Annotated in this window: 15 protein-coding genes; 14 read left to right on the forward strand and 1 reads right to left on the reverse strand. The window is 43.6% G+C overall.

Going from position 1 to position 16,800, the window contains the following annotated elements:
• Positions 1-77: 77 nt before the first annotated feature.
• Genes recO through acpS form a run of 3 tightly spaced genes read left to right on the forward strand, consistent with a single transcriptional unit; the run spans position 78 to position 1,961 of the window.
• Positions 78-806, forward strand: a complete 729-nt coding sequence (gene recO / locus FCV43_RS16710) for a DNA repair protein RecO (protein WP_113795783.1) — start codon at positions 78-80, stop codon at positions 804-806.
• A complete protein-coding gene (gene pdxJ / locus FCV43_RS16715) occupies positions 803-1,537 on the forward strand; it encodes a pyridoxine 5'-phosphate synthase (RefSeq protein ID WP_113795784.1) in 735 nt (244 codons plus the stop codon). The genes recO and pdxJ overlap by 4 nt, the downstream gene beginning before the upstream one ends.
• A 43-nt stretch (positions 1,538-1,580) precedes the next feature.
• Positions 1,581-1,961: a holo-ACP synthase gene (acpS, locus tag FCV43_RS16720; protein WP_017054636.1), complete on the forward strand. Its 381-nt coding sequence runs from the start codon at positions 1,581-1,583 to the stop codon at positions 1,959-1,961.
• Positions 1,962-1,975: 14 nt separating this feature from the next.
• Here acpS and barA read toward each other — a convergent pair whose 3' ends face one another.
• A complete protein-coding gene (gene barA / locus FCV43_RS16725; protein WP_017054635.1) occupies positions 1,976-4,756 on the reverse strand; it encodes a two-component sensor histidine kinase BarA in 2,781 nt (926 codons plus the stop codon).
• A 173-nt stretch (positions 4,757-4,929) separates the two neighbouring features.
• On the opposite strand from barA, the gene rlmD reads away from it, so the two are divergent.
• The 11 genes from rlmD to FCV43_RS16780 all read left to right on the forward strand — a co-directional run bounded on the left by rlmD (position 4,930) and on the right by FCV43_RS16780 (position 16,798).
• Positions 4,930-6,255 (forward strand): 23S rRNA (uracil(1939)-C(5))-methyltransferase RlmD, encoded by a 1,326-nt coding sequence (gene rlmD, locus FCV43_RS16730; RefSeq protein ID WP_136995812.1) that lies wholly within the window; start codon positions 4,930-4,932, stop codon positions 6,253-6,255.
• Between the two features lie 85 nt (positions 6,256-6,340).
• On the forward strand, positions 6,341-8,563 hold the full coding sequence (relA, locus tag FCV43_RS16735) for a GTP diphosphokinase (protein WP_113795788.1): 2,223 nt from the start codon (positions 6,341-6,343) through the stop codon (positions 8,561-8,563).
• A gap of 79 nt (positions 8,564-8,642) precedes the next feature.
• Positions 8,643-9,443, forward strand: coding sequence for a nucleoside triphosphate pyrophosphohydrolase (gene mazG, locus FCV43_RS16740; protein ID WP_136995813.1), 801 nt, complete (start codon positions 8,643-8,645; stop codon positions 9,441-9,443).
• Between the two features lie 147 nt (positions 9,444-9,590).
• The gene (locus tag FCV43_RS16745) at positions 9,591-11,231 is read left to right on the forward strand and encodes a CTP synthase (protein WP_017054205.1); all 1,641 of its coding nucleotides are present in this window, start codon (positions 9,591-9,593) and stop codon (positions 11,229-11,231) included.
• Between the two features lie 84 nt (positions 11,232-11,315).
• Positions 11,316-12,614 carry a phosphopyruvate hydratase gene (eno, locus tag FCV43_RS16750; protein WP_136995814.1) on the forward strand — a complete coding sequence of 433 codons (1,299 nt, stop codon included), beginning with the start codon at positions 11,316-11,318 and terminating at the stop codon, positions 12,612-12,614.
• Between the two features lie 193 nt (positions 12,615-12,807).
• Positions 12,808-13,089, forward strand: coding sequence for a cell division protein FtsB (gene ftsB, locus FCV43_RS16755; protein WP_017054203.1), 282 nt, complete (start codon positions 12,808-12,810; stop codon positions 13,087-13,089).
• On the forward strand, positions 13,090-13,800 hold the full coding sequence (ispD, locus tag FCV43_RS16760; RefSeq protein ID WP_136995815.1) for a 2-C-methyl-D-erythritol 4-phosphate cytidylyltransferase: 711 nt from the start codon (positions 13,090-13,092) through the stop codon (positions 13,798-13,800).
• Entirely contained in the window at positions 13,797-14,273 is a 477-nt protein-coding gene (gene ispF / locus FCV43_RS16765; protein WP_136995816.1) for a 2-C-methyl-D-erythritol 2,4-cyclodiphosphate synthase, read from the forward strand. Before ispD ends, ispF begins: the two co-directional genes overlap by 4 nt.
• A 31-nt stretch (positions 14,274-14,304) precedes the next feature.
• A complete protein-coding gene (truD, locus tag FCV43_RS16770; RefSeq protein ID WP_136995817.1) occupies positions 14,305-15,348 on the forward strand; it encodes a tRNA pseudouridine(13) synthase TruD in 1,044 nt (347 codons plus the stop codon).
• Between the two features lie 77 nt (positions 15,349-15,425).
• On the forward strand, positions 15,426-16,175 hold the full coding sequence (surE, locus tag FCV43_RS16775) for a 5'/3'-nucleotidase SurE (protein WP_136995818.1): 750 nt from the start codon (positions 15,426-15,428) through the stop codon (positions 16,173-16,175).
• Positions 16,172-16,798 carry a protein-L-isoaspartate(D-aspartate) O-methyltransferase gene (locus FCV43_RS16780; protein WP_136995819.1) on the forward strand — a complete coding sequence of 209 codons (627 nt, stop codon included), beginning with the start codon at positions 16,172-16,174 and terminating at the stop codon, positions 16,796-16,798. The genes surE and FCV43_RS16780 overlap by 4 nt, the downstream gene beginning before the upstream one ends.
• The last annotated feature ends 2 nt before the right edge of the window (positions 16,799-16,800 follow it).

Below are 16,800 nucleotides of genomic sequence, written 5' to 3' on the forward strand. Positions count from 1 at the left end.
TCCTGACTAGGATGCTTAGCCGTTAACAAGAGAGAGTGTATACTCTCTCTTTTCATATCTGAAAGAAGGTAATGTGAGTGAGTGATGGATTTCAGCGCTGCTTCGTATTGAACCGCCGACCTTACAGTGAAACCAGCTTAATTCTTGATGTATTCAGTGAAGAGTATGGGCGAGTCACACTGTTGTCAAAAGGTGCCCGAAGCAAACGTTCCAACTTGAAAGGAGCCTTGCAAGCGTTCACGCCATTACTTTTAAAATGGTCAGGTAATGGTTCAATGAAAACGTTGCGCCAAGCCGAACCCATCAGTTTAGGCTTACCTCTATCTGGTATTAACCTGTTTTCGGCCATGTATGTAAATGAGCTAATTGGGCGCGTACTGAGGCAAGAAGAGCCGTTTCCTGCGCTGTTTCACGATTATTTATTTGCATTGACTGAGCTTGCTCACAACGATAACCCAGAACCCGCCTTACGCCGATTTGAACTCGCGTTGCTTTCTGCAATGGGATATGGCGTCGATTTTTTGCATTGCGCAGGCTCTGGAGAAGATGTTGATCCTGATATGACTTATCGCTATCGGGAGCAGAAAGGTTTCATCGCGAGTGTTCGCAGAGATAACCTCACCTTCATGGGAAATGAGTTGATTGCAATCAGTGAAAGACGCTTCCTCACGAAAGAGCAGTTAAAAGCAGCAAAGCGCTTTACACGCATAGCATTAAAGCCGTATCTTGGCGGCAAACCATTAAAAAGTCGGGAACTGTTTATTTCCAGAACAGCCATTCCCAGAGCACGGAGTATTGGAAAATGAGCTCAATCCTTTTAGGCGTCAATATCGATCACATCGCAACATTACGTAACGCTCGTGGTACAAAATACCCAGATCCTGTTCATGCTGCTGAGATTGCTGAACGAGCAGGCGCAGACGGCATCACTATTCATTTACGAGAAGATCGCCGCCATATTCTAGATCGCGATGTACGTATTTTGAGAGAAACACTGCAAACGCGTATGAACCTTGAAATGGCTGTGACCGATGAAATGGTCGAAATCGCGCTGCAAACTAAACCTGAGTACGTCTGTTTAGTGCCAGAAAAACGTGAAGAGTTGACAACTGAAGGTGGCTTAAACGTTGTTGGTCAGCTTGAGAAAATTAAAGCCGCTACTGAAAAATTGACGGCGGCCGGCATTAAAGTGTCTCTATTTATTGATGCAGACCGAGAGCAGATTGATGCGGCAAAAGCGTGTGGAGCGCCATTTATTGAGCTTCATACAGGCCATTATGCCGATGCAGAAACTGAAAACGATCAGCAAGATGAGCTGAAAAAGATTGCTGCAGGTGCAAGCTACGCAGATGATCTTGGGATTACCGTGAACGCAGGGCATGGTTTGACTTACCACAATGTAGGCCCAATTGCGGCGTTACCAGAAATTTATGAATTGAATATTGGCCACTCGATTATGGGTCGCGCCGTGTTTGATGGTTTACAAAAAGCCGTTACTGATATGAAAATTGCCATGCAAGTCGCGCGTAACTCATAGAATATTGAGTCATTAAAATAAACTGTTTTAGGGTGATGTGATCATGGCCATTGTTGGATTAGGAACTGATATTGCTGAAATAGAGCGAGTCGAAAAAGCCTTAGCTCGAAGTGGGGATGCCTTTGCACAACGTATTCTTGCTGAATCTGAGTATCAAACCTTTCAACAACTAAAACAGCAAGGCCGCTTTCTAGCTAAACGTTTTGCAGCGAAAGAAGCGGCTTCAAAAGCCCTAGGAACAGGGATTGCTCATGGGGTGACATTTCATGACTTTATCATCTCAAATAATGAGCATGGCAAGCCGATACTCACTTTGCAAAACAAAGCATTAGAGATCGCCCAAGCTCAGCAAGTCACATCAAGTCATCTCTCTATTTCAGATGAACGCCACTATGCGGTAGCGACGGTTGTATTTGAATCATAACGCCATTTCTTTACTTACGTCTCTGTGATGTAAAGGTTCGCGGTGGCTTTGACTTTATCCATCTCATCTTGTAATTCAAATAACTCAGGTTCTATATCCTCAACGCTAGAGCCTGAACGCAGGGCTTTCTCAATCGTGGCACAAATACCCTTTAACCGTGGAACGCCACTGTAAGAGCAGCTACCATGCAGTTTATGAACCACATGAATTAGTTCATCCATATCATATTTTTCTTCTTCAATAGCTTGCTCAACAACCACGTAAACCTCGGGAATGAAATCGACCAGCATCTTAAGCATATCCTTGGCAAGATCAGGCTTATTCGCCGCTTGTTTGAGTGCGATTTGCCAGTCAATGATCATGTCTTTATGCTCAGGCTTGGTATCCGAGTGTAGGCTAGGCTCCGATTGAGGTAAGGAAAGCTTGTCTACTTCGGTGTGTTGAGTCAGTGGACTCCAATGCACAAGAACTTGCTGTAATACATGCTCTTCAATTGGTTTGGTGAGGTAATCATCCATTCCTGCCTCAAGGAGTCTATCTCTCTCTCCACTCATCGCGTGCGCGGTGACTGCGATCACTGGAGTGTTGGCATTTAAAGCGGTTTTCTTTATTTGTGAGCATGCGGTAACACCATCCATCTGTGGCATTTGAATGTCCATTAAGATGATATCAAACTTCTGACGCTCTGCTTCTTTAACCGCCTTTAGTCCATTCGAACATGAGATGACGCTATCTACTCGCTCTTCTAATAGTGCGGTAATCAGCTTTAAGTTTGCGGGATTATCATCAACCGCCATCACTTTGAGTGGTACTTTCTCTTCGTATTGCGTCTCTACAGGAGCAGCAATAAGCGTCGGTGATTGGTGAGTAATTAAGGTCTGTAGCAACTTCTTACGAGATATCGGTTTAGTAATACAGTGAATGTCGTAGGTTTTCATTAGCTGCTCAGCCAGCGCCAATTCTGTACTTGGTGTCCCCACAATGACATTCGGAGACATAGCAAATGCTCGACGGATCCACGAATCAAGTAGCTCTTTTTCATGAGTTTGGTTTGGAGACAGATTCAACAATACATAATCATACGGTTCTGAGTTATCAGGCATCACCGAGCGGTAAGTAATGATCAAGCCTTCTTGTGTCAATGATTGCTGAGTAATGGACGCCGCTTGCATGTTAGGTTCGATAAGCAATAAACGTTTTTGGGCAAGACAATCGGTATCCAGCAAGTCCGTCATTGGCATATCGGTAATATTCAAACGGAGCGTGAACCAGAAAGTTGAGCCTTGATGCAATCTACTGGTTAGACTGATCTCACCGCCCATTTGCCCCACTAATTTTTGGGTGATAACCAGACCAAGCCCTGTACCACCATATCGACGTGAAATGCTGGCATCTGCCTGACTGAATGCTTGGAAAAGTTGCGCTTGTTGTCTTTCTGAAATGCCAATACCGGTATCTCTGACCGTAAATTGAAGCTCTACCGCATCCTCATTCTGAGAACGAAGTTCAACGCCAATATCGATGTTGCCTCGCTCTGTGAATTTAATCGAGTTGCCGACAAGGTTGGTTAAGATCTGTTGGATTCGAAGTGGATCGCCAATGACGCCCGCAGGGATTTTAGGATCAACTTTGAGAGTGAGCTCTAAGCCTTTTTCATGTGCGCTGGTGGCTTGAAGGTTCACCACCTGCTCCAAACTCTCTTGGAACTCAAATGGGATGTTTTCTAATGCTAGTTTGCCCGCTTCAAGTTTCGAGAAATCCAAAATATCATTAATAATATTCAGTAGGTTATTCGCTGAACGTTCAATGGTTTGAAGATAATCGATCTGCCCATTAGAGAGTTGCGTCTTGAGCATTTGGCGAGTAAATCCAATCACACCATTGAGTGGCGTTCTTAGCTCATGCGACATATTCGCAAGGAACTCAGATTTTACACGAGCCGCTTCTTGAGCGCGTTTCTTCGCAATATCCAACTCCACGTTTTGAATCTCTAACTGCTCTAATGTTTCACGTAAATCTGAGGTCGCTTGATCGATACTGTGTTGCATCTCGACATGATATTCAGATAGTGAAACCGCCATGGCGTTGATACCATTTTTGAGCGAGTCCAGTTCGCCATGCATTTTCCCTTCAATCCTGACATCAAGATGACCACGACGAATGCGGTCTACCATATTCTTCATGTAAGTTATGGGGCGAGTGACATCGTGCATCAAACGAAAAGCGAAAAAACCAGAAAGCCCTAAGCCCATAATGAGCACAAGACCCGCTGAAAATATCTCTTGATACTGTTGTAAGCGAAGTGAAGATAGGTCGAGCTCTATAGCAATATAACCCAAAGCTTGATCCGTATTTGGTTGCCCATGATTGATCAGTTGAGTTTCAGAGATGATCGGAGTGCGTAAGATTAGGGTATTATCAAACAGTTCAGAAGAGCCTAACGCAGGAATGGGTTCATCTTTCGAGAACATCAAACTTTCAAAGCTGGGGTGGAAGTTAGAGGTCACGAAGAGTTCGTGTTGGTCATCAAAAACGGCAATACTACGGACGATTTCAGAGTTTTTTCGGTGCGCATAACTGATGAGTCGCCTTACCGATTCACGATTTTGTTCCGCCATCCCCTGCTCACTTGCAATGGCGAGTGGCTCAATGATACTCGTGCCTGTGGTGATCACTTGAGTTTCAAGGTCGTGATAGCGGTTAAATGAGAAGAAAGCACTTAAAAGCAGACCAATAATTAAGGTCGGAGCGAGAGTTAGTGTAATAACGCGGGCACGTAAGCCGTATCTAGTCATGTTCTCTGATTACATTACTGTCTGGATATGGGAAAATGAACCCTTCAAGAATAGTGGGCTCATCGAATTATCGATTAGCTTAATCAAGTCGGCCCAGTTCGACAATCATTCCAGAGTAGAATAGTGACTCTGAGTGAAAATAATTTACTTAATAAATATTGCAGGCATAGAGCATGGCGCGTTTTTTTCAACCAAAAAAGAAAACTCAATTAGAGACCAAACATCAGTCAATTTTGGTGGAACGAATGGATCACCAAGGCGCGGGAATCGCGTTCCAAAAAAATAAGCCACTGTTTATTGATGGTGCACTGCCTGGTGAAGAAGTCTTAGTGCAGTTAACTGAAAGTAAAAGTAAGTACTCACGTGCTAAGTTGATTAAAGTGTTAACGCCAAGCGAACAGCGTATGAAACCTTTTTGTCCGCACTTTAATGAGTGTGGAGGCTGTAACTTCCAGCATCTAGATTACGTTGCTCAAAGCGAGCATAAAAGCCAATCGCTTCATCAGTTAATGAACAAGTTTGTCGATCAAAATACGGACTTAGCACCTGCGATCATAGGAGAAGCGCTAGGGTATCGCCGCCGCGCTCGTATGAGTTTATTTGTTGATAAGAAAACTCGCCAGCTACAGTTTGGGTTCCGTAAAAAACAGAGCAAGCTTATCGTCAATGTGACCGATTGTGCGGTGTTAGAACCAAGCTTGAATCAGTTGCTGCCAAAAATTAAGCATATACTGTCAGGTTTTTCATCACCCGCTATTCTGGGGCATGTTGAATTGGTTTTAAGTGATAAAGGCCCTGTTATTGTATTGCGCCACCTTAAGCCTCTCTCTGAACAAGAGAATAGCCAATTGCTTGAGTTTGCCAAACAGAATTCGGCAACGCTCTATTTGATGCCAGAAACCGATCAGTTACATCTGGTTTATGGTGAAGAGCCGTCTTACAGCGAAACAGGCGTTAAGGTGCCTTTCTCGCCGAATGACTTTATTCAGGTGAATAAAAACGTAAACCAGAAAATGGTTGAGCAAGCACTTGAATGGCTAGATCCGCAAAGCGATGAGCGTATTCTTGATCTTTTCTGTGGAGTAGGGAACTTTAGCTTACCTATCGCCAAGCGAGCTCAATTTGTTGTTGGGGTAGAAGGGGTTGAAGAGATGGTGCAGCGAGCGGCAAGCAATGCGGTTGTTAACCAGATAACCAATACCGCTTTTTACCAAGCAAACTTAGAAGATGATCTTAGCCATCAAGGTTGGGCGAGTGAGAAATTTGATAAAGTATTGCTCGATCCTGCACGCGCTGGAGCGAGTGGGATCGTGGATCAACTTTCGAAGCTTGGAGCGAAGAGTATTGTGTACGTCTCTTGTAATCCTGCTACCCTTGCAAGAGATAGCAAAAGCCTGTTAGAACAGGGTTATCAATTACAAAAATTAGGTATGCTGGACATGTTTCCGCATACGAGCCATTTAGAATCTATGGCATTATTTACAAAGAATAAGAAATAAACAGTCAGTTGAGTAGCCAGAACTAATTGAGGAACAATTAGTCTGATATTTAGATATATAAGAACCAAATACTAGGAATAAATAGATGGTTGCCGTACGAAGCGCGCATTTAAAGCCGAGTGAAAAGTTTGAGTTAGATAATTGGATTTCTAGCCTTGAGCAAGATAGCAAAACATCAAAAAAATTAACCGATGTGTATAAGCAGTGTGAAAGCCTGCTTGGTGATGTCGAAAACGGAAGTTTGTTGCTGTGGCGTGGGCGAGAGATGATCGAAATATTGATCACCTTGTCGATGGATAAGCCAACGTTAGTGGCTGCGCAGTTATTTCCGATTGTCTCTAGTGGGTTATTTGAAAGGCAACAGCTTGAAGAAGCGTACGGTAAGGAAATCGTAAAGCTGATTGATGGCGTTGATGAAATGGCAGCCATCGGTCAATTAAATGTGACGTATGAAAATGCGGAAGGGTCTGGTCAAGTCGATAACGTTCGTCGAATGTTACTGGCGATGGTGGATGATTTCCGTTGCGTGATCATTAAGCTAGCAGAGCGTATCTGTAATCTTCGAGAAGTAAAAGACGAGCCTGATGCGGTGCGTCGCGCGGCAGCAAAAGAGTGTGCTAATATTTATGCGCCTCTCGCGAATCGTCTGGGTATTGGTCAGCTTAAGTGGGAAATTGAAGATTACGCTTTCCGCTACCAACAGCCTGAAACCTATAAACAGATCGCTAAACAGTTATCTGAGCGTCGTATCGTCCGCGAACAGTATATTGAAGACTTCGTGACGGATCTTTCTTCTGAAATGAAAGGTTATCAAATTAATGCTGAAGTGAGCGGTCGACCAAAACACATCTACAGTATTTGGCGCAAGATGCAGAAGAAAAGCTTAGCCTTTGATGAGCTTTTCGATGTTCGAGCTGTGCGTATCATCGCGGATAAACTGCAAGATTGTTATGCGGCACTTGGTGTGGTTCATACTAAATATAAGCACCTACCAAGCGAATTTGATGATTACGTCGCGAACCCTAAACCAAATGGTTACCAATCGATTCATACCGTGGTGCTTGGGCCGGAAGGGAAAACCATCGAGATCCAGATCCGTACTACGCAGATGCATGACGATTCTGAACTCGGGGTGGCGGCGCACTGGAAATACAAAGAAGGCGCATCGGCAGGTCGTAGCGGCTATGATGAAAAAATTACATGGCTTCGTAAGCTAATTGACTGGCAAGAAGAGATGTCAGATTCTGGCGAAATGCTTGATGAATTGCGCAGCCAAGTGTTTGATGATCGTGTTTATGCCTTTACTCCGCGTGGTGATGTCGTCGACTTGCCTATGGGAGCAACCCCTCTCGATTTTGCATACCACATTCACTCTGAAGTGGGACACCGTTGCATCGGTACCAAAGTCGCAGGACGAATTGTTCCGTTTACTCATAAGTTGAGTATGGGCGATCAAGTTGAAATCGTAACTCAAAAAGAGCCGAACCCATCACGAGACTGGTTGAATCCATCTTTAGGTTTTGTTCATTCAGGTCGAGCAAGAGCTAAGATCAATGCTTGGTTCCGTAAACAAGGTCGAGAGAAGAACCTTGAGGCCGGACGTGAGATCCTTGAAGTTGAACTTGCGAAAGTAGGGGCAACTCTTAAAGATGCCCAACGTTATGCACTGAAGCGATTTAACGTCAATACTAACGATGAACTGTATGCGGGTATTGGCAGCGGTGATCTACGCATTAATCAGGTTATTAACCATATTAATGCGTTAGTAAATAAGCCTACGGCTGAAGAAGAAGATCAAAAAGCGTTAGAAAAACTGCAAGAGTCAGAAAACAAACCCGCTCAACAGAGTCGACCGAAAAAAGATGCGGTTGTCGTTGAAGGGGTTGATAACCTAATGACTCACTTAGCGCGCTGTTGTCAGCCAATTCCGGGTGATGTCATTAAAGGTTATATCACCCAAGGACGCGGTATCTCAGTGCACCGAGCAGACTGTGAGCAACTTGGAGAGCTGAGTTTACATGCGCCTGAACGGATCATCGATACCGTTTGGGGTAGTGGGTTTGTTGGCTCTTACATTCTGACCTTACGAGTGGAAGCGCTGGAGCGTAGTGGTTTACTCAAAGACATTACCTCGCTGTTAGCGAATGAAAAAATAAAAATTACGACTATGAAAAGTCGTACCGACTACAAACGACAAATGTCTGTGATGGACTTTGACTTAGAACTCACCAATGTTGATGTACTAAGCCGAGTCATCGTGCGTTTAGAGCAGTTGAAAGATGTGATGTCGGTGAAGCGTCTAGGTTAACGGCATCATTGAAGGCTTTAAATATAATCAGCACCGCCTATATGGCGGTGTTTTTCTAACTAAAAACTAAGGTGCTAGCATGGCTCAATCCATTGAAGAGTTATTAGAAATAATGTCTCAGTTGCGAGACCCGGAAAGTGGCTGTCCATGGGATCGCAAACAAACGTTTGAAACCATTGTGCCACATACAATTGAAGAAACGTATGAAGTTGTGGATGCGATTAATAATAAAGATTGGTCAAATTTGAAAGAAGAACTGGGCGATTTATTGTTTCAAGTTATCTTTTATAGTCAGATCGCTAAAGAACAACAACTGTTTGATTTTAATGACGTTGTAGAAGGTGTTAATGAGAAACTAACTCGTCGTCACCCGCATGTCTTTTCGGATAAAACATTTTCAAGTGATGAAGAGCTGAATGCGAATTGGGAAGCTGAAAAAATCAAAGAAAAGTCACAATTAGGCAAAACAGAAAAAAGTATTCTAGACTCAATACCAAAATCGTTACCAGCATTATCACGAGCCAATAAAATTCAAAAAAAGTGCGCTCAGTATGGATTTGATTGGGACACGATAGGCCCTGTTGCCGATAAAGTATTAGAGGAAGTGGATGAAGTGCTCGAAGAAGCGCTTCAAGTCACCCCAAATGAAGACTTAGTCGAAGAAGAATTAGGAGATCTGCTGTTTGCAACTGTGAACTTGGTCCGCCATTTAGGAAAAAATCCAGAATCGGCGTTAACCAAAGCAAATTTAAAATTTGAACGTCGCTTTCATGGAATTGAAAAAAAAGTACAAAAACAAGGTAAGGAATTAGGCGACTTTTCACTGCTGGAGCTAGACAGGATGTGGGATGAAGTGAAGATCGAAGAAAAAACGAAATAGAAACTTTCTAACGGAATTGATTTGAAGCAAAAAAATAAAATTTCGACTGTGATAAGTTTCACGTTGTGGCGATAAAGGGCTTCTGGTATATTTTCATCCCGTCCAGAAGTAGTCCATTTCCCTCATTCAACCAATTTCAGGTTAAACATGACAACAAATTACATTTTTGTTACTGGCGGGGTTGTATCCTCTCTAGGTAAAGGTATTGCAGCGGCATCGCTTGCAGCTATTTTAGAAGCTCGTGGTCTTAAAGTGACTATGATGAAGCTTGACCCTTACATCAACGTTGATCCGGGCACAATGAGCCCAACTCAGCATGGTGAAGTGTTTGTCACGGAAGATGGCGCTGAAACTGACCTTGACCTTGGTCACTACGAGCGTTTCATTCGTACCAAAATGACCAAGCGTAACAACTTCACAGCAGGTCGTGTTTACGCCGACGTTCTACGTAAAGAGCGCCGTGGCGATTACCTTGGTGCAACGATTCAGGTAATTCCTCACATTACTAACTCGATCAAAGAGCGTGTAATCTCAGGTGCTGAAGGTCACGATATTGCTATCGTAGAAGTAGGTGGCACAGTCGGTGATATCGAATCACTACCGTTTATGGAAGCGATTCGTCAACTAGCAGTAGAGCTAGGCCGTGAACGTGCTATGTTCATGCACCTAACGCTTGTACCTTACCTAGGCGCTGCGGGCGAGCTTAAAACTAAGCCAACGCAACACTCAGTGAAAGAGCTGCTTTCTATCGGTATCCAACCAGATATCCTAGTGTGTCGTTCAGACCGTGTTATCCCAGCAAACGAACGTAAGAAAATTGCTCTTTTCTGTAATGTACAAGAGAAAGCAGTTATCTCAATGAAAGATGTAGATTCAATCTACAAGATCCCACAACTTATTAAAGCGCAAGGTACTGATGACCTTGTTTGTAAGCGCTTTGGTATTGATGCTCCAGAAGCTGATCTTTCTGAGTGGGAACAAGTAATTTATGAAGAAGCGAACCCTACTGGTGAAGTAACTATCGGTATGGTTGGTAAATACATTGAATTACCAGACGCATACAAGTCAGTAAATGAAGCATTAAAACATGCGGGCTTGAAAAATCGTCTAAGCGTCACAATTAAATATGTAGATTCACAAGATGTAGAATCTAAAGGTACAGAAGTACTTGAAGGTCTAGATGCAATTCTAGTTCCTGGTGGCTTTGGTGACCGTGGTATTGAAGGTAAGATCCTTGCCGCTCAGTACGCTCGTGAAAACAAAGTTCCATACTTAGGTATTTGTCTAGGTATGCAAGTTGCTCTTATCGAATACGCACGTAACGTAGCGAATATGGAAGGTGCACACTCTTCTGAATTTAGCAAAGAAACTAAATTCCCTGTTGTTGGTCTGATTACAGAATGGACTGATGGCGAAGGTAAAGTAGAAGAGCGTACTGAAACTTCAGATCTTGGTGGCACGATGCGCCTTGGTTCTCAGCTATGTCACCTTGCAAAAGGCACAAAAGCTTACGAACTATACGGCAGCGCGACTATCCATGAACGTCACCGTCACCGTTACGAAGTGAACAACAATCTTCGTCCGCAAATTGAAAAAGCTGGTCTAAAAGTATCTGGCTTATCTGCAGACAAGAAGTTGGTAGAAGTAATTGAGAACCCTAACCACCCATGGTTTGTTGCAGCTCAATTCCACCCAGAATTCACATCAACACCTCGTGATGGTCACCCATTATTTGCAGGTTTTGTGAAAGCAGCTGGTGAATTCCAGCGTGGTGAGTTAGAAAAGTAAGAACAAGGATACAGGTAGTGGCGTAAGTTGTGCGGCTACCTTTTAAATTTGACATTTATATATTCAACGAGAAGGAAACATTCAATGTCTAAGATCGTTAAAGTTCTAGGTCGTGAAATCATCGATTCACGTGGTAACCCAACAGTAGAAGCTGAAGTTCACCTAGAAGGTGGTTTCGTAGGTATGGCTGCTGCACCATCTGGCGCATCAACTGGTTCTCGCGAAGCTCTTGAACTACGTGACGGCGACAAATCACGTTTCCTAGGTAAAGGTGTTCTTAAAGCAATTGAAGCTGTAAACGGCCCAATCGCTGAAGCTCTAATCGGTAAAGACGCGAAAGCTCAAGCTGACGTTGACCAAATCATGCTTGACCTAGACGGTACTGATAACAAGTCTAAGTTTGGTGCTAACGCTATCCTAGCTGTTTCTCTAGCTAACGCTAAAGCGGCTGCTGCTGCTAAAGGCATGCCTTTATACGAGCACATCGCTGAACTAAACGGTACTGCTGGTCAGTTCTCTATGCCTCTACCAATGATGAACATCATCAACGGTGGTGAGCACGCTGATAACAACGTTGACATCCAAGAGTTCATGATCCAACCAGTTGGCGCAAAAACTCTTAAAGAAGCTCTACGTATCGGTGCTGAAGTATTCCACAACCTAGCTAAAGTACTTAAAGCTAAAGGCCTAAGCACTGCTGTTGGTGATGAAGGTGGTTTCGCTCCTAACCTTGAGTCTAACGCTGCTGCACTAGCTGCAATCAAAGAAGCTGTAGAAGCTGCTGGTTACGTTCTAGGTAAAGACGTTACTCTAGCGATGGACTGTGCTGCATCTGAGTTCTTCGACAAAGAAGCTGGCAACTACAACATGAAAGGCGAAGGCAAAATCTTCACTTCAGAAGAGTTCAACTTCTACCTACAAGACCTTGCTAACCAATACCCAATCGTATCTATCGAAGACGGTCTTGACGAATCAGATTGGGCTGGCTTCAAGCACCAAACTGAACTTCTAGGCGACAAACTTCAAATCGTTGGTGACGATCTATTCGTTACAAACACTAAGATTCTTGCTGAAGGTATCGAGAAAGGCGTAGCTAACTCTATCCTTATCAAGTTCAACCAAATCGGTTCTCTAACTGAGACTCTAGCTGCAATCAAGATGGCTAAAGACGCTGGCTACACTGCAGTAATCTCTCACCGTTCTGGCGAAACTGAAGATGCAACTATCGCTGATCTAGCGGTAGGTACAGCTGCAGGTCAAATCAAAACTGGTTCTATGAGCCGTTCTGACCGTGTTGCTAAGTACAACCAACTAATCCGTATCGAAGAAGCTCTAGGTTCTAAAGCACCTTTCAACGGTCTTAAAGAAGTTAAAGGTCAATAATATCTAAGTTTATCTTAGTTAATTATTAACTTAGTACTTTAAAAACGTCTCCATTCATTGGAGGCGTTTTTTTATATCTGAAACATTCACATATCCCACCTCATCGCTTCAATACCTCGCCCATAGACCCCTATTATGGTATATATGTGGATTAGAAATTTATTCCCCCGACTTGATTAATACGATTGGAACTATGCGACTATTTTCCTTGTTATTGGTGATACTTTTAGGCTGGTTGCAATATACGTTGTGGCTGGGAAAAAATGGTATTTCTGATTACTACAGCGTCCATAATGAAATTGACGTTCAGCAACAAGTAAATACAAAATTACAAGCTCGTAATAATGAGATGTTTGCCGAAATCGATGACCTCAGACAAGGACTTGATGCGGTTGAAGAGCGTGCGCGTAATGAGCTAGGTATGATCAAAGAGGGAGAAACCTTCTATCGTCTGATCGATGAGGATCTTCAATAGATGATGAGTTATACCCAACCTGTTGTTGCGATTGTGCCTGCTGCTGGTGTTGGTAGCCGTATGAAAGCGGATCGACCTAAGCAATATTTGATACTGCATGGCAAAACCATTTTGGAGCATACCGTTGAAACGCTACTTCAGCATGATCTGATACCGCGAGTCGTGGTGGCAATTAGCGATGATGACCCTTATTTTCCTGAGTTGTCTTTAGCTGATAACCCTAACGTCATTCGGGTTTCAGGAGGCCAAGAGCGGGCTGATTCGGTGTTATCTGGACTAAACTACCTATCAGAAAATCGCCCTAGCGACTGGGTGATGGTGCATGATGCCGCTCGTCCCTGCCTCCAAATTTCGGATATTGATAACCTAATTCAACAATCGGTTGAACATCCTGTTGGCGGTATTTTGGCTGCGCCAGTTCGAGATACCATGAAACGCGGGAATTCTCAGAGTAATATTGAGCACACAGTAGAAAGACAAAATTTGTGGCATGCGTTAACGCCGCAGATGTTCAAAACTGAGCAACTTACCACCGCGTTATCGACTGCTTTAGAGCAAGGCGCGAATATTACCGATGAAGCATCCGCTTTAGAGCTTTTAGGTTTAACGCCTAAATTAGTGGTTGGTCGTGCCGATAACTTTAAAATCACTCAACCCGAAGATCTCGCGCTTGCTGACTTTTACTTAAGCAATAATAAGGAACAACAATGATTCGTATAGGCCATGGTTTTGATGTCCATAAATTTGGTGGTGAAGGCCCTGTTATTATTGGTGGCGTATCTATCCCTTATGAGCAAGGGTTGATCGCACATTCAGACGGTGATGTTGCCTTACACGCATTATCTGATGCGCTACTTGGTGCTATTGCTGCGGGCGATATCGGTCGTCATTTTCCTGATACTGATGATAAATGGAAAGGTGCCAATAGCCGCGAATTATTGAAAGATGTTTATCGCCGCGTGCAAGAGTGCGGTTATGTGCTTGGTAATGCCGATATTACGATTATTGCTCAAGCGCCTAAGATGGCTCCTTATATAGAGTCAATGTGCCAAGCCATCGCTGAAGATTTACAAACCGAACTACAGAACATCAATGTGAAAGCGACAACAACGGAGCGCCTTGGTTTTACCGGACGCAAAGAAGGCATCGCATGTGAAGCGGTTGTTGTAATTACGAAAGCTTAGTTTAATTCCCCACTTAATTTAAAGAATTGATATGTCAGACATTTTATCTTCAATGGCGTACCTTAATGGTAAACCAACAGCAAAAGCAAAACTCAAAGCAAAAGACGAACATTTTGTAGTACGCGAAAACCTGGGTTTTGAATTTACAGGATCTGGCGAGCACTTGATGGTGCGAATTCGTAAGACAGGTGAAAACACCAGTTTTGTTGTGAATGAATTAGCGAAAGCGTGTGGTGTGCAATCAAAAAATGTCAGCTGGGCGGGTTTGAAAGATCGCCATGCAGTGACAGAGCAATGGTTGAGTGTTCATCTGCCTAAAGGTGACACACCCGATTTTTCGGCATTTTTGGCAGAACATCCAAGCATTGAAATCCTAGCGACTGACCGTCATAACAAAAAGTTACGTCCAGGCGATCTTATTGGAAACGATTTTGAGATTACTCTGTCTGAAGTATCAGATGTGGAAGATGTTGTTAAACGCATGCAACAGGTTCAAAAGTGTGGCGTGCCTAATTATTTTGGTGCACAGCGTTTTGGTAACCAAGGAAATAACCTTGTTGAAGCGCGTCGCTGGGGCAAAGAGAATGTCCGTACGCGTAACCAGAATAAACGCAGCTTGTACTTGTCTGCGGCGCGTTCATGGATTTTTAATCTGATCGTATCTGAACGTATTGAACAATCCGTCTTCAACCAAGTGTTAAATGGCGATCTTCTGGTATCAAATGAAAGACCACTATTGGTAACGCCAGATAATGCTGATCAATGTAAAGATAAATTCAATGCTGGGGAAGTCTTTATCAGTGCCGCTCTTGCGGGTGATAATGCCTTGCCGACTCAGGAAGAAGCACTAGCATTAGAGCAAGTTCACCTCGATGCTGAACCTGATTTGATGGCACTTATCCGCGGTAACCGCATGCGTCATGATCGTCGTGAAATTGCACTTAAGCCGCAAAACCTCTCGTGGGAAATAGAAGAAGATAACGTTATTCTTCGCTTCTCACTCGATGCGGGATGCTTTGCTACAGCAATCGTTCGTGAGTTGATAGAAGAGATCCCAGTTGAGCGTCAATACTAACTAACGCTTTGATGCTTTTGCGATAAAATAGTAAATACAAAACGAAAAATGAACACAGTGCAGAAAAGGGAAGGTCAATGAAAATACTACTTAGCAATGATGATGGCGTACATGCTAAGGGAATTCATGCATTAGCAGAGGTATTGTCTGATCTCGCGGAAATTATCATTGTCGCCCCGGATCGTAACCGATCTGGAGCCTCGAATTCATTAACACTAGAGCAACCGCTGAGAGTGCAAGAGATTGCGACCAATACTTATTCAGTTCAAGGGACTCCGACAGACTGTGTTCACTTTGCTCTGAATGAATTACTGAAAGATGATCTGCCAGATTTAGTATTGTCGGGCATTAATCATGGCGCTAATTTAGGTGATGATGTTCTTTATTCCGGGACGGTTGCGGCTGCAATGGAGGGGCACTTTCTTGGGGTTCAATCCATCGCATTCTCTTTGGCTGGAAAGGAGCATTTCGCTACTGCAGCAAAAGTAGCTAGGCAATTGGTTGAGCAGCATATCGCCGCTCCGATTCCCACCAATCGCTTGCTGAATGTGAATATCCCTGATGTTGGCTTTGAACAACTACTTGGAACTCAGGTCACTCGGCTTGGTGCTCGTCATCATGCAGAGGCGATGATTCGACAAAAAGATCCGCGTGGACACGATATTTATTGGCTTGGACCTCCAGGAAGAGAGCAGGATGCGGGGGAAGGTACCGATTTTCATGCGATAGAAAACCACTATATATCGATTACACCATTACAAGTAGATCTCACTGCACATGAGTCATTGCGTAGCATGGATACGTGGTTAAAGGGGGAGGTGAAATGAGTCACCCTCAAGCAAATCGATTGGTTGAATTTTTGATTACACATGGTATTCAGGACCAAGCTGTATTAAACGCTATCGGTGTTTTGCCAAGAGAGAGCTTTGTTTCTCAAGCAATGATACATCAAGCCTATGATAACAACGCATTACCCATTGGGCATGGTCAGACGATCTCTCAGCCATACATAGTCGCAAAGATGACTGAGTTGCTAGAACTAAAGCGAGATAGCCAGGTTCTCGAAGTAGGGACAGGCTCGGGTTATCAGACAGCAGTGCTGGCACAGTTGGTCAATCATGTCTATTCCGTTGAGCGAATAAAGTCGCTTCAATGGGATGCTAAAAGGCGTCTTAAGCAATTGGATATTTATAACGTATCAACTAAACATGCGGATGGATGGCAAGGATGGGCAGCGAAAGGCCCTTTTGATGCAATCATTGTAACCGCAGCACCAGAGAGTATTCCTCAGGCACTATTATCTCAACTAAAAGATGGTGGACGAATGCTAATCCCAGTTGGTGGCGATGAGCAGCAGCTACTGAAAATTGTGAGATCGGGTGATGAGTATCACTCTTCAACGATAGAAATGGTGCGTTTTGTACCACTTATTGCTGGTGATTTAGCCTAAGA

It is taken from the genome of Vibrio genomosp. F6 (assembly GCF_005146325.1).
GTDB lineage: Bacteria > Pseudomonadota > Gammaproteobacteria > Enterobacterales > Vibrionaceae > Vibrio > Vibrio cortegadensis.

Coding starts and splice junctions, on each gene's coding strand:
- pdxJ (WP_113795784.1), top strand. CDS start 803: ATGAGCTCAATCCTTTTAGGCGTCAATATCGATCACATCGCAACATTA.
- acpS (WP_017054636.1), top strand. CDS start 1,581: ATGGCCATTGTTGGATTAGGAACTGATATTGCTGAAATAGAGCGAGTC.
- barA (WP_017054635.1), bottom strand. CDS start 4,756: ATGACTAGATACGGCTTACGTGCCCGCGTTATTACACTAACTCTCGCT.
- rlmD (WP_136995812.1), top strand. CDS start 4,930: ATGGCGCGTTTTTTTCAACCAAAAAAGAAAACTCAATTAGAGACCAAA.
- relA (WP_113795788.1), top strand. CDS start 6,341: ATGGTTGCCGTACGAAGCGCGCATTTAAAGCCGAGTGAAAAGTTTGAG.
- mazG (WP_136995813.1), top strand. CDS start 8,643: ATGGCTCAATCCATTGAAGAGTTATTAGAAATAATGTCTCAGTTGCGA.
- FCV43_RS16745 (WP_017054205.1), top strand. CDS start 9,591: ATGACAACAAATTACATTTTTGTTACTGGCGGGGTTGTATCCTCTCTA.
- eno (WP_136995814.1), top strand. CDS start 11,316: ATGTCTAAGATCGTTAAAGTTCTAGGTCGTGAAATCATCGATTCACGT.
- ftsB (WP_017054203.1), top strand. CDS start 12,808: ATGCGACTATTTTCCTTGTTATTGGTGATACTTTTAGGCTGGTTGCAA.
- ispD (WP_136995815.1), top strand. CDS start 13,090: ATGATGAGTTATACCCAACCTGTTGTTGCGATTGTGCCTGCTGCTGGT.
- ispF (WP_136995816.1), top strand. CDS start 13,797: ATGATTCGTATAGGCCATGGTTTTGATGTCCATAAATTTGGTGGTGAA.
- truD (WP_136995817.1), top strand. CDS start 14,305: ATGTCAGACATTTTATCTTCAATGGCGTACCTTAATGGTAAACCAACA.
- surE (WP_136995818.1), top strand. CDS start 15,426: ATGAAAATACTACTTAGCAATGATGATGGCGTACATGCTAAGGGAATT.
- FCV43_RS16780 (WP_136995819.1), top strand. CDS start 16,172: ATGAGTCACCCTCAAGCAAATCGATTGGTTGAATTTTTGATTACACAT.